Genomic DNA, 12,685 nt, shown 5'->3' on the forward strand with positions numbered 1-12,685 from the left:
GTCACGAAGATCGCCCCAATGAAGCCGATACGCCAAGCATCAAAGGCACAGACCGACACGACGCCCATGATCAGGAGCCACGGCTCACCACTCACCAAGACGAGAACGATCGCCATAAGCAAAGGGAAGATCGCCAGAACGGGTCGTGCAACGTTCCGGAACATCTGAGATGTCCCCTATGGATATGCCAAGGCAAATACATGCCGATGTTGCTGAGATGGTGGAAGCTGAATTATAGACATACACAGAACAAAAGTTCGAGTAAGGACTGGCGTCTTTCACTGGGCATTATCGGGGTTCCCTGCGAGAGCACTAAGACGGCGGCTCAGGAGCGTCGATTGGCAGGGAAAACGAGAAGATTGCCCCCTGTGGCTCATTACGCGTCGTGCCGAGCGAGCCACCGTGGGATTCGATAATTGTCTTACTAATTGCCAGTCCCATTCCCATCCCATCCGGTTTCGTCGAATAGAAGGCGTCGAAAAGCTTTTCCTCCAGGCCGGATGGAACGCCAGGTCCAGTGTCTTGAACTGCGACATAGACAACATGAGGGGATTCGCGTCCGGAGACTATCTTCAGTTCACGCGGCCGACTGTTGACACCTGCCATGGCGTCTATGGCATTGAGCATCAAGTTCAGGATGACCTGCTGCAACTGGACGCGATCCGCCAAGACGCGAGAGAGGGTCTTGTCTAGCCTCAGCTCAAGCGACACCTCGTTCAGGACGAGTTGCTCTCGAACCAGCGCGACAGTGTCGGAGACAATTGCATTGACGTCGACCAGGTCGTTCCTGGGTGGCATCTTGGTGACAAGGGCGCGTGTGCGATCGAGCACTTCGGCTGCCCGGTGCCCCTCGCTCATCGCCCGCTCGAGTGCACGCCGGACTGCCGGAATGTTGGGTGGTCCTGCCGATAGCCAATTCAGGCCTGCCGAAGCGCTAGTGACCACACCCACTAGAGGCTGCCGCAGCTCATGGGAGATTGCGGCGGAGAGTTGCCCTACTGTAGCGACCCGACTAGCGTGGGCCAATTCGGATTGAAGGTCGCGATAACGGCGATCGCTTGCACGAGCAGCCTCCTCCGCCTGCTTTCGCGCAGTCAGATCCAGAATGAAGGTGACCCCACCGTCCGATTCGGGATCGCCAAATGTGGCGGCGCCAAGAAGCACGGGAACCCGCCTTCCATCCTTATGGAAGAACTCCTTCTCCCAGGGTGGCGCTATCCCCGTTGCCTTTACTTCCGCGACCATTCTGGCGTCGTTTTCCCAACCCTCAGGTGGAGACAAATCAGTCCAATAAACTCGTCCCGCAGCAAGATCGTCGCGATCGAAACCTAGCATGTCAAGGAACGAGTCGTTCGCCTCGAATATCAGGCCATCGAACCTCCACATGAAGACGCCGATGATGTTGGCATCCACCAGGCGACGGATTCTCGCCTCGCGTTCAGCGAGGTCGCGATAAAGGCGTGTATTCTCCAAGGCTACGGCGGCGTGGGACGCAATCAGCTTCAGAATGGCTATCTGACTGGGCGTGAATACGTTGGCGGCAAGATTGTTCTCCAGATAAAGCAGGCCGATCAGCTTTCCTTGATTGATCAAAGGCAGCGCCAGAAGCGAGCGCACATGCCGGTCGAGGATATATGGGTCGGTGGAGAAAGGACTGGTCAACAGTGCATTCTCCAAGATAACCGTTTCTTTCGTGCCGAGGACGTGCTGGACGATTGCATCCGGCAGCGCGGCACTTGTGGAGTTCAGGTTTTCCCGCAACCTGACCACCACGCCGTGGCCAGTCATCTCGGCTTCGGCTTCGATATGAGTCCCCGCAACTTGACTCAGCACAAGGACCGCTCTCCCTGCCCCTGCATGTTCGATCGCCATGCGCATCAGCGCATCGACCAGCTTGTCGAGGACGATCTCTCCCGAAACAGTCTGAACGACCTTGATCACCGTGGCTAATTCGAGTTGTTCGACCGGCGCGAACGTCGTGCCGGTCGAAAGCGCCACTGGCTGCTCTTCTCGCAGTTGCGGATACGCGGCCTCCATCTGCGTGACTTTGGCGTGAGCTCCCCAGCGGAGATAGCAGAGGCGGGCTTCCCGTAGATACATCAGGGAGATTCTTTCAAAGTTCTGTCGTGCATAGAACCGGCTGGCCATCTCATTGGAAACGGCTTCATTGTGCAGGAAGCCGTTTTCCTTCGCCAAGCGGATGCTCTCTTCATAGAGGCGCTGGGCTTTCAGATCTTGTCCGTCTACCCGCGCGATCTCCGCGGCGACGAGGAGATGCTTGTCGGCAAATGTCGGAGATCCCGTTTCCTCGGCCCAGGCCCGCAATTGCGCGTGCCGCGAAGCCAATTTCGCGTGCATTGCGCCACGCTCGGCAACGGGGGCTTCATCAATGAGTGCAGCGAGCGAAAGCCCGGCGTAGTAGAAGCAGTCCATCTGCTCGATCTGCATGTTCCGGATCGAGAAATGCGATTGCACCTTATCCGCGGCGGCCAAGGCAGCCTCGTACTCCCCGGCAAGGAAATGAACCATGGTTTTGCGGGTCCAGTACCACCACATGACGACGGAGTTCTGCGAGCGTGCGAGATTGGCTTCGAAGGCGCCGGCGTCGAAGGTTTCGTCGCTATACTCGGAGAGTCCTCGCGTCCGGCCCCGCAGGCTAGCTACCGCGCGCTCGGTGGCTATCACCAAATCCATTCCAGCCTGGAAGCCGGTGTCCCGGGCAAAATCGAGCGCACGCTTACACTCGTGGTCGACATCCTCAAGCTTCTGGCCGCTGAGAAATACATGCAGGACGATTACGGCAGCCTCGAAGCAGGCGTAATAGAGATCGCCGGCTTGGACTCCGCCTCTGAATGCTGCACGCAGCCAATCGAGGACCACGGGCAGCGGCTCCGTCCATGCGGCGGCAAGTCCCGTCAAATGGTTCACGCGCGCTTTGTCGACTGGTCCGTTTCGCTCTGAGGCAAGGTCACTCGCTAGCCGGGCGATGTGATACCCGTCCTCGTAGCGGCCGAAGGCGGGGCCGATGACGTAGCCCAACAGAACAAGACCCTGCGCCGACGTACTCGCAGCCCCCCGGGTCAGGGAAAGATTTATCATCCTGCAGATTACCAGGATCGTCATGTTGAAGCTGGAGAAATACGCCGGCGGCTGCATCTCCGCCAAGAGACGCATCGCCGCGAGTGCTTGTGGATCTGTCATGGGTGGCAGATCGGCGAAGCTCTCTATCGGGCGGCCCTGGAGGTTCCTCCAAATCTCGTCGTATTCACGCTCGACGTCTGCCCAGGAAGGGCGTATCGGCAAGTCGAAGCCGAGAAGCCCCAGCCCCTCCACTCCATTTTCGACCGCACCGCTGTTGTCCGACTTGACAACGCAAAGCTCCACCTTGAGCCGGTAGACCGCCGCCTTCTCCACGTTGGCAGTTTCTTGGGTCAGCAAGGCAGAGATCATCTGATCGGCCTGCGCGAGATCGCCGCTGAGGAAGGTGCATTCGGCATGCTCAATTGCCAGCGCGAATGCAAGTTCGGCATGTGTCGTCCAGCCGACATCGACGAGCTGCGATCGTCCCCTTGCCAGGTAGCCGCACGCCGCCGAATAGGCGGCGGACGCCTTGGCTTTCCGCCCAGCACGCAAATACAGGTTTGCGACCTTCGCGCGCTCCGCAGGTGCGATGCTTCCGATTTCGATGCGGTTGAACTGACTCACGATGTTGAAGACATCGGCATCGATCTCGGCTTCATCAAGCGTCGCAAGCAGCCGCGATCCGATCAGTTGATGGGTGGCGGCCTTCTCGGGTTCGGGAAGGGTGGCATAGGCTGCTTCATGGATGCGATCATGCGCAAACGCGTAGCCATCGTCGACCTGGAGGAGCAGACCGGCCAGGAGAGCGTCATGGAGAAGCATGTGTGCCTTCTCGGCAGATGCTTCGACAATCCGCTGGAACGTCAGGGCTTTCACAGCGTTGCCCATGCAAGCCATTTGCCTCAACGCCTGCTGTGAGGCTTCCGGAAGGCGACGCAGGCGCTCGACCATGAGATCGACTATGCTGTCACTTACACGCCTCGCATTGACCTGATCGATATCCCAACTCCAGCCCGATGAATCCGGATCGTATACGAGCAGGTTCTCGTCAACGAGGCTCGCTACGAACTGGGTGGTGAAAAAGGGGTTGCCGCCAGCCTTCGCAAATACGCTGTCGGCAAGCGGAGCCACTCTCTGTGGATGATCGTCGAGCGCATCTGCGATCATGTGGACAATGTCCTGCGGCTGGATTCCGCTCAATTGAATATCTTGAACCGGCGCTCCTGACGTTCGGATGGAGCGCAGGCGTCTATACAAGGGGTGATCTGGAGCAACTTCATTGTCCCTGTATGCGCCCACGAGGAGAAGGCTTCCCGTTTCGGACTGGGTCACCAAGTTCTCGACGATGTCCAGGGTCGCCGAATCCAGCCATTGCAGATCGTCGAGGAACAATACGAGGGGATGTTCTGGGCGTGCGAACACACCGATGAACTGTCGGACCACAAGGCGTAGCCGGTTCTGCGCCTCAGGACCGGAAAGATCAGGCACCTTGGGTTGTTCGCCGATAATGGTTTCCAATTCTGGAATGAGATTGACTATTAATTGGCCGTTCGGCCCGAGGGCTGTGGCGAACTCATTCCGCCACAGCGCTAGCTCGGCCTCGTGTTTGCTCAACAATTGTGCAACCAAGCCTTGCAATGCCTGCGCCAGCGTCGCGTATGGAATTCCGCGTTTGTATTGATCGAACTTACCAGCAGCGAAAAGTCCGCGCCGAGACGCAAGCGACCTGTGCAATTCGTTGACGACCGACGATTTGCCGATCCCCGAATAGCCGGACACAAGAACGAGTTGGGGAGAGCCATTCGCCACGACCCGATCGAACGCAGTGATCAACGATCTGATCTCGTCGTCGCGCCCGTAGAGCTTTTCCCGGAAGATTAGCTTAGTTGGCGTGTCGCGCGTGCCAAGATCAAACGGCCGAACGGCCCCGCGCGCCTCCCATTCCTCGAGACACCGCTGCAAATCCGCCTTCAGGCCAGCGGCCGTCCTGTAACGGTCCTCCGCAGCCTTTGCCAGGAGCTTCATGACGATGGCTGAAACAGGCTCCGGAATTCCGGTCAACCTTTCTGAAGGAGGGATAGGTTGACGGGCCACATGACAATGAATCCACTCCATTGGGTCAGCAGCGACAAATGGCAGGGCGCCGGTGATCATTTCATAGAGGGTAACGCCGAGAGCGTAGAGATCGCTGCGAGCATCGATCGACCGGTTCATGCGTCCGGTCTGTTCCGGAGCCATATAGGCGAAGGTACCGGCGATCACCTCGGGGGGCACCGGAGTCTGACGCTCGCGTGGAAGCCGCGAAGCGATGCCAAAGCCAATCAGCCAAGCGCGATCGCCGGAGCCACTTATGAGAAAATTGTCGGGTTTGATATCCTTGTGGATTAGCCCAGCTTCATGCATCTGCCCCGTCGCATCCGACATTGCCATGGACAATATCAAGAACCGCCGGATCGGGATCGGTGCCCCGACCTGCCGCGAAAGCGGCTCGCCGCCGGGATCATCGAGTAGAAGCTCGGTAACGTTTCCTTCCCCCAGAAGCGCCATCGGGCGCGCGGCCCATGTGCCCTCGATATATGGTTTCAGGCTGTGTTCATTAACGAGGCGCGCTGCGAGGCCCAACCGTGACTGGTCCAATTTTGGCCTGACAACGAGCGCGGTCTTCTCAGCGTTGCCGTCTCGGCGCCTCACCCTCATCAGCAAACGCTCTTCGTCTTCGGCGAGGACCTTGAGGTCAACATTCGAGAGATCTACGAGCCTGCGCGTGTTCGTCATAGGCCTCTATCCGAGTCTCGTTGCGTCAAGTCGCCGATGCCAACGGTAATCAGCCAGACTCGCGCTGTCACCGTCCTTGAACAGCTCCTCTGTCGCAGTTGCTTTCCCAGTCGCATCGTCCCCCCGTAACGACCAGAGAGCAATAACACCGGACTACGGCCTCGGTTGGCCGACGGTAAATCCTTTACAAGTCCCATCCTGCAAACCGCCAAAAGGACGATCGTGTATTTGTATCCGCGTCAATCACGAGCCAAGAGAGCGTCGGATACTGCATCCAGCAATGCTCTGGTATCAAATGGCTTCTGAAATACTCTAGAAACAGAAGCTTCGGTCACTCGCCTTTGAGTGGCCAGTTCCTGCCTGCCTGTGATGAAGATGACGGGAAGGTTGGGAAGTCGAGCATTTGCCCTCCGCTGCAGTTCGACTCCATCCATGACCGGCATGCCGACATCAGTGATCAGGCAGTCTACTTCCGACAGCCGATCACCCTGGAGGAGAGATAAGGCAGTGTCATAGGAGCGCACCTTATGCCCGGCTGATTCCAGGAGATCTCCCAGGGACTCAAGTAGATACGGATCATCGTCCACGATCGCGACGACCCACTGACGAGAATTCACTTCACAAAGCTCCTGCATGGCGGGAATGAGTTATCGGAATATCGAGCATGGCTGCAATCCGCACCAGATCGGCAAGTGAGGCAGCCCGCATCTTCTGCATGACCTTGCCTCTGTGAACCTGTAGCGTCACCTCGCGTATTCCGAGCTCTGCCGCCGCCTGTTTGTTCATTAGCCCGCTGACCACGAGCGGAAATACCTCCCGCTCTCGAGGTGTAAGTTCAGCAAAGCGGCGTCGGAGAACGCCCAATTCGTCCTGCTTCGAACGGCGCTCCCGATCTCTCTCAATGCCAGCTTTGATAGCTATGAGCAGATCCGACTCCTGGAAGGGCTTCGTGAGGAAATCAACGGCACCCCGTTTCATCGCCCTGACCGTCGAAGGGATATCCCCATGGCCCGTAATAAACACAACTGGCGGATGATCGCCGCTGGCGATCTGTTCGTGAAACTCAAGCCCGCTTACGCCGGGGAGCTCCACGTCAAGCACGATACAGCTTGGTAAGTCGGGCCGACGGTATTCGAGGTACTCGCTTACCGAGCCCACTGCGACACACCGGAGGCCCGCCGATGCGAGGAAGTCACTGATCGACTCCCGAACATGGACATCGTCGTCCACGAGAAAGATGACCTGGTCGGAACCTTCCACGCCGATTTCTCCGTTCCCTGCCATAAACCAGCGGCAAGCCCGCCCCTTTCGCTAGACTAGCAGACATGGGAGGCATGAGATGTAATAGAAAACAATAATTGCGGGCCTTCTTCAGAGTGCCCCGCTATCCCTCGATTGCGGTGAATGATGATCAAATCACCGCAGGTCGGTTGTCTCTATGCCGCGAGACAGGATTTTCAGCGCGTTCGGAGTTGCGGCAATTGTCAAGTCGTGCCTTGTCGCGCGATAGTGAGGCGTTCGTCGCATTTGACTCTCGCTAAACGTTCAGGATTTGGACCGAGTGCGGCATGCGCAGCAGTCCGCGTTGTTCACGATCGTCGCACTGCCGAACATGGAGTCGCATGATCAACCATGTCGACTGTCATGCGGACGATACGGCCGCCGATCTTCGACATGTTTCGACGAACTAATCGGCGCGGCGCGGCGTAACGACCACTGCGTGGCCTGCTGACCTCAAAGGGGGTGGCGGGGAGCCTGCGGCCGAAGCTACGAGCGCACCTATGATCATTAGAAGAACACGAGCCTACTAACCGCCGGCGACTATCCATAAACCGGCGAGCGCCGTGAGGCCGCCAGCCATTTGGGCGACCCAACGTTGCACTCCGCCAATCGCAGGCCGCGATAGCCCAAGACCTATCCTCACGCCGAGGGCATGAAGCAGAGTAGTCGCGATGACAAACCCTACCAGGAACGGAAACGCTCCCGCTTCACCAAGTTCACCGCCATGTGCGTACCCATGGAAAAATGCGAAGAAGCCGACCAATACCATTCCCACCGATGTTGGAACTTGAAGTGCTGCGAAAGCCAGCAGACCGAGAATGAGAACTGACGCTGCAACGACGGGCTCTGCGAATGGGAGGTCACCACCGAGCATGGACACAACGAAGCCGACGACCATGGTTCCGACAAACGCTGAGGGGATGAGCCATGTGGACCGCCCACCGAGCAGAGCAGCCCACAAGCCCACAGCGATCATCGCCAGAATGTGGTCGAGCCCAAACAAAGGATGAGAGAAGCCTGCGAGAAGCGAGCCATGCTCCTCCGGGTTAAGATGTGCGAACGCCGGCATGACGTTGAACATCAAGGTTACGGTTATGACAAACAGTTGTTTCAACATGTCGAATTCCTTTCTCGGCTCTCAGTCTGAAATTCTATGTAAGAATCGGAGCTCAATGCTTGACTCTCGTTTGGGAGCCTTAAGCAACGACCGGCGGCATATAAGGAAAGATCGTTGACGGTTTCGACGTCACAGACTCCTTGCCGATGCCGAGGCGGATCGGCGCGTTGGCCGCGATGCTGCACATGACGTCGGCGGCATTGTCCGTCAGCGAACGGCCGTTCCACTGTCCAAATCCGAATGTCGCCTGCGTGCCCACCTCGTAGGGTAAGATGTTCGGGAAGAAACGATGGGCGACCGTCGAACCGTAGCCTGCAGGGTCCTCCGAGGTACCGTTGGCGGCGACGACCGCCGCGATGGCGTTGGCAGTCCGGAGACCGTAAGTTGCAAAATCGTCGGCCGGCCGGCCGGCGTTCAGCCTGTTGCCCAGATCCTCGTCGAATTGCGTGAACAGCGGGTGGATCATCGGCAGTCCGATGCGATTGATCGGGCGCCAACCGCCCGCGTCGGTGGCTAACGTCGCAACAGCCCACACGCCGAGGCGCTTGCTAATGGCCCCGATCAGCAGTTCGTCGTCGGGAACCTCGAGCACGATCGAGTATACCGTGTGCCCGGCAAAGAGATTTCGGGCCTTTGCCGGATCCCATCCGACAAGGTTGATCACTGTGCCGTCCTGGAATGCGTGGCCTACCGCGTGAAGGACGTCAGGATCTATCCAAAACGGGTCGGCGGCCTTTCCCGCCCAGAAGCGAAGCCCATCGGCCGTTGTCGCGCCTCGGTTGGTGAACCCATCGATGATCGCCACCCCGGGCGAGTTCGGATCGCTAGCATCCGTCCCATCGATCCGACGCAACATAAAGCGTTGATTGCCATCCGCGTCCGCAGCATCGAATGTTACGCGAAAGGTGATGTCCTCGATCGCATCGCCGTCGAGATCAATCTTGAACTCGTACATTCCCTCCGGATGGTACCCAGGCACCGGAAGTTTGCCAAAAATCGAGTGGCAGACATTAATCGCGAATACCGTGCCTGTCGTCCCACGAAAGACATAGAGGTCAGTGATGTCGAGGCGGATGTCTTGGCGTGCGATCGGGGAATCAAGATGGTGGGACATAACGATCTCCAAAAAAGCTCTACCGGCCGGGCCAGGCGAGTGACGTAGGGTTCAACAGTTGGTCGCGAAAAGCCCGGCCCGGCCGATGTTTTGAGCATGTCGCGCTGGTCGGCGCACGTCCGGCAGTCTTGGCCTGTCCAGAAGTGTGAGCGTTCCCCAATGCCTGCATGGGCAAAGACAGCGGCCTGGAGAAGGCGTACGGAACGTCTTCTCCAGATTGGGTGCTCGACTACTAACCTTTCAGAAAGGACAGGATTTCCGGATTGAACACGTCTGCATGGATGGTAAAGGCGCCGTGGGGATAGCCAGGGTAAAGCTTCAGCGTGCTGTTTTTGATCAGCTCGTGCTGGAGCACCGAAGCATCCTTGTAGGGAACCACTTGGTCGTCCTCTCCCTGCATGATCAGGGTCGGCACGGTGATCGCCTTCAGGTCGTCCGTTTGGTCAGTCTCGGAAAAGGCCTTAATGCCTTCGTACTGTGCAATTGCGCCACCCATCATACCCTGGCGCCACCAATTCTCGATTACACCCTGCGAGACCTTGGCGCCAGGCCGATTGTAGCCGTAGAACGGGCCGGAGGCGACGTCGAGATAGAACTGCGACCGGCTGGCCGCTAGCGCCTTGCGAAAGCCATCGAACACCTCGATCGGCGTACCCCCAGGATTGGAGGGGGTCTTCAGCATCAGGGGCGGAACCGAGCTGATCAAAACGGCCTTGGCGACGCGGCGCTGCGGCTCGCCATATCTGGCTACATAGCGGGCAACCTCGCCGCCACCCGTCGAGTGGCCGATATGGATGACATCCCGGAGGTCAAGATGCTCGACCACGGCGGCGGCGTCGGCGGCGTAATGGTCCATATCGTTGCCGGTGGCTACCTGAGTCGAACGGCCATGGCCGCGGCGGTCGTGGGCGACGACTCGATATCCGTTCGCCAGAAAGAATAGCATCTGGTTGTCCCAGTCGTCGGCAGACAGCGGCCAGCCGTGGTGGAAATGGATAGGTTGGGCACTTTTGGGGCCCCAGTCCTTGTAGAAGATCTCCGTGCCGTCCCTTGTCGTGATGTATCCGCTGCTCATTAGATGCTCTCCTTTAGAAAGAGGGTTGGCGTCCTGCGCGGACGCTGGAACGGGAAGCAGTGGCGTGGCCGCAAGGGTCGCCATACCGGCCACCATCTCGCGGCGATTGAATCTGAATGCCGGAGTAAGTGCTTGTACGTCCATGTCCGTCGCCTCCAAGGGTTAAGTTCACGGTTGGAGGCTAGTCAGGAAACGGCAGAGCGAGAATCGTACCATTGGTTTTTTCGACTAGACATGAGCACAATCCGAACGGCTGGCTGGCCAGCTAGAATGGACCATCACGTGCTGTCAAAAGCCTCCCGAGGCGAGAGAGATTGCATTCATTTCCCGTCGTCGGCGTCGCATAAGATCCACGATGAGAAAGCTGTGGCGGAGGGTAAATGCGTATCGGCTTTGTCGAATGGCCAGACGGCCTGCAACCTCGCGGTTCGCTTTGGACCGATATCTCAAGACGCGTTCGTAGCGAGCGGCCCGACTTGCTCATCACGAACGAATTGCCATTTGGAAATTGGATTGCCTCAAGCAGCCGTTTCAATGCGAGCATCGCGACGGCTAGCATTGCGCTCCACGATCAGGGTTTAGCGGCGCTGTCTGCTTTGGAGGTGCCGACGGTACTGACCTCGCGCCCGATTTGGGAAGGAGACCGTCTTGCGAATGAGGCGGTGGTGATCGAGGATGGCCAGATCCGAGCAGTACACCGAAAACAGTATTTTCCAGCGGAGCCCGGATGGCACGAGACCGAGTGGTATGCCACCGCCGCGCGCGACTTCACGACGACGCAGGTTGGCGGCGTTATGGCGGGTGTGCTCTTATGCACCGAGGCGATGTTCAATGAACACGCTCGCGCATATGGACGCAACGGCGCCAGCCTAATTGCTCTGCCGCGCGCAACTGGCCCAGACTACCGGTCCTGGCAGATCGCCGGCGCGATGGCTGCGCTTGTGAGTGGCTGCTACGTGGTCAGTTCAAACCGGAGCGGCCGGCTTGGACATCAGGGGCCGCTCTTCGGCGGTCGCGGCTTCGCCTTTGCTCCCGGCGGGCGGCTGCTTGCAACGACATCATCTGACCGACCAATCGTCATTATCGAGTTGGACGCTGCAAGGTCTTCGCGGGCGCAGGCAGACTATCCCTGCTATGTCACGGAACCGGCACGCCAGTGACTACAGCATCCAGAGAACGCCCACGACGGATGTTCGCGAATACATTTGATCTGGTCGTGATTCAGATCCTTCGACGCACTCAACGCATCGGCGGCGCCCCCGTCAGGTCGACCTAAGGGCGGTAAAATGGGGCCAGCTTCGCTAGTCAGACTCACTGGGCGGATAAACCACACGTCCATGCTCTATAACAACCGCACCTGCGGTGAGCGTCGCCCGGCTCATTTGCCCCAGGCCCATCAGGTGACAAACGGCGTGGCCGCGTGAAATAAGATGGTCCGCGATTATTCGTCGATGACAACGCCACCAGACGGCCTCCGAACACATCACCGCCAGTTTGTTTGTGCTGCCTCGTGAGATCAGCGCGTCGAGAGAGTCTTGAAAAGCGTCTGATAGTGCATAGTCCGCGTAGTTGTGAAAACTGCGATTTCGCCAAAGCGCATTGCAGCAATCAGGCACGTCGACTTGCCACTGTCGGCGGCCACCCAAGTCAGCAAAATACTCATAAGAAATACTGGACGCGCCCAGAGTGATCGGCAATATGTCTATGTTGTACTCGGGATTACGGCGCGACCGGGGAAACGCTCTCACGTCGGCAATCAGGTCTATAGAGGCGCGTTCGAGAATCGCCGCAAACTGGCGAAAAGAGCGTGTAGAATGGCCAATTGAATAGAACTGCATGATCACAGCTTTCTGGAGAGCGCCCTCTCTATATGGGCTGCGATATGATCCGTTCTGTCACTCCTTATTTCATATTGCGGCTCTTCGTTGGAGGCGTGATGGGTGTATCCCTTGAAAACGAAATCCTCTTCATGGATTCGTATGATACTGCCGCTCGCAGATCCCGCTTCCGAGTTCCAAGTGACGTGATCGCCAATGTGATATTTCGGCATGGTTCACCTTTTCATCATAAAGATCTTGTCAGTGAAGAACTCGGGCTCGGTCTTTTCAGGTGAATGGGTCGGCCTTTGGATTCAACTCGGCTCGGTCGGCCCACGACTTCCATCTTGACTTCGAGAAAGTGATGCCAAGCACCCCGAACTCGCGGCCGATGCGGAATGCTTCACGCAGTCGACGAGCAGCGT

Annotated in this window: 9 protein-coding genes; 1 reads left to right on the top strand and 8 read right to left on the bottom strand. The window is 58.0% G+C overall.

From position 1 onward, the window contains the following. Positions 1-312: 312 nt before the first annotated feature. The 6 genes from EN964_RS10125 to EN964_RS10150 form a co-directional block, all read right to left on the bottom strand. Positions 313-5,856 carry an ATP-binding sensor histidine kinase gene (locus tag EN964_RS10125; protein WP_127273142.1) on the bottom strand — a complete coding sequence of 1,848 codons (5,544 nt, stop codon included), beginning with the start codon at positions 5,854-5,856 and terminating at the stop codon, positions 313-315. A gap of 239 nt (positions 5,857-6,095) precedes the next feature. Beyond that, a complete protein-coding gene (locus EN964_RS10130) occupies positions 6,096-6,473 on the bottom strand; it encodes a response regulator transcription factor (protein WP_127270690.1) in 378 nt (125 codons plus the stop codon). A 1-nt stretch (position 6,474) separates the two neighbouring features. Then, positions 6,475-7,116 carry a response regulator transcription factor gene (locus EN964_RS10135; RefSeq protein ID WP_127270687.1) on the bottom strand — a complete coding sequence of 214 codons (642 nt, stop codon included), beginning with the start codon at positions 7,114-7,116 and terminating at the stop codon, positions 6,475-6,477. A gap of 547 nt (positions 7,117-7,663) precedes the next feature. After that, positions 7,664-8,254, bottom strand: coding sequence for a HupE/UreJ family protein (locus tag EN964_RS10140; protein WP_127270684.1), 591 nt, complete (start codon positions 8,252-8,254; stop codon positions 7,664-7,666). A 79-nt stretch (positions 8,255-8,333) separates the two neighbouring features. After that, positions 8,334-9,368, bottom strand: coding sequence for a DUF4331 family protein (locus EN964_RS10145; protein WP_127270681.1), 1,035 nt, complete (start codon positions 9,366-9,368; stop codon positions 8,334-8,336). 232 nt (positions 9,369-9,600) lie between these two features. After that, a complete protein-coding gene (locus EN964_RS10150; protein WP_127270695.1) occupies positions 9,601-10,443 on the bottom strand; it encodes an alpha/beta fold hydrolase in 843 nt (280 codons plus the stop codon). Positions 10,444-10,823: 380 nt separating this feature from the next. Between EN964_RS10150 and EN964_RS10155 the strand changes: the two genes are divergently transcribed. Continuing rightward, positions 10,824-11,603, top strand: a complete 780-nt coding sequence (locus EN964_RS10155; protein WP_127270679.1) for a carbon-nitrogen hydrolase family protein — start codon at positions 10,824-10,826, stop codon at positions 11,601-11,603. Positions 11,604-11,744: 141 nt separating this feature from the next. On the opposite strand, the gene EN964_RS10160 is transcribed toward EN964_RS10155, so the two are convergent. Beyond that, entirely contained in the window at positions 11,745-12,281 is a 537-nt protein-coding gene (locus EN964_RS10160) for a DUF488 family protein (protein ID WP_206517121.1), read from the bottom strand. A gap of 2 nt (positions 12,282-12,283) precedes the next feature. Next, positions 12,284-12,493, bottom strand: a complete 210-nt coding sequence (locus tag EN964_RS10165; protein ID WP_127270674.1) for a DUF2945 domain-containing protein — start codon at positions 12,491-12,493, stop codon at positions 12,284-12,286. Positions 12,494-12,685: the final 192 nt, after the last annotated feature.

Source organism: Mesorhizobium sp. M7A.F.Ca.CA.001.10.2.1 (genome assembly GCF_003998575.1).
Lineage (GTDB): Bacteria > Pseudomonadota > Alphaproteobacteria > Rhizobiales > Rhizobiaceae > Mesorhizobium.

Bases quoted from the DNA above. Each gene is read 5' to 3' on its own strand.
- EN964_RS10145 (WP_127270681.1), bottom strand. From the start codon at position 9,368: ATGTCCCACCATCTTGATTCCCCGATCGCACGCCAAGACATCCGCCTC.
- EN964_RS10155 (WP_127270679.1), top strand. From the start codon at position 10,824: ATGCGTATCGGCTTTGTCGAATGGCCAGACGGCCTGCAACCTCGCGGT.
- EN964_RS10140 (WP_127270684.1), bottom strand. From the start codon at position 8,254: ATGTTGAAACAACTGTTTGTCATAACCGTAACCTTGATGTTCAACGTC.
- EN964_RS10165 (WP_127270674.1), bottom strand. From the start codon at position 12,493: ATGCCGAAATATCACATTGGCGATCACGTCACTTGGAACTCGGAAGCG.
- EN964_RS10150 (WP_127270695.1), bottom strand. From the start codon at position 10,443: ATGAGCAGCGGATACATCACGACAAGGGACGGCACGGAGATCTTCTAC.
- EN964_RS10160 (WP_206517121.1), bottom strand. From the start codon at position 12,281: ATGCAGTTCTATTCAATTGGCCATTCTACACGCTCTTTTCGCCAGTTT.
- EN964_RS10125 (WP_127273142.1), bottom strand. From the start codon at position 5,856: ATGACGAACACGCGCAGGCTCGTAGATCTCTCGAATGTTGACCTCAAG.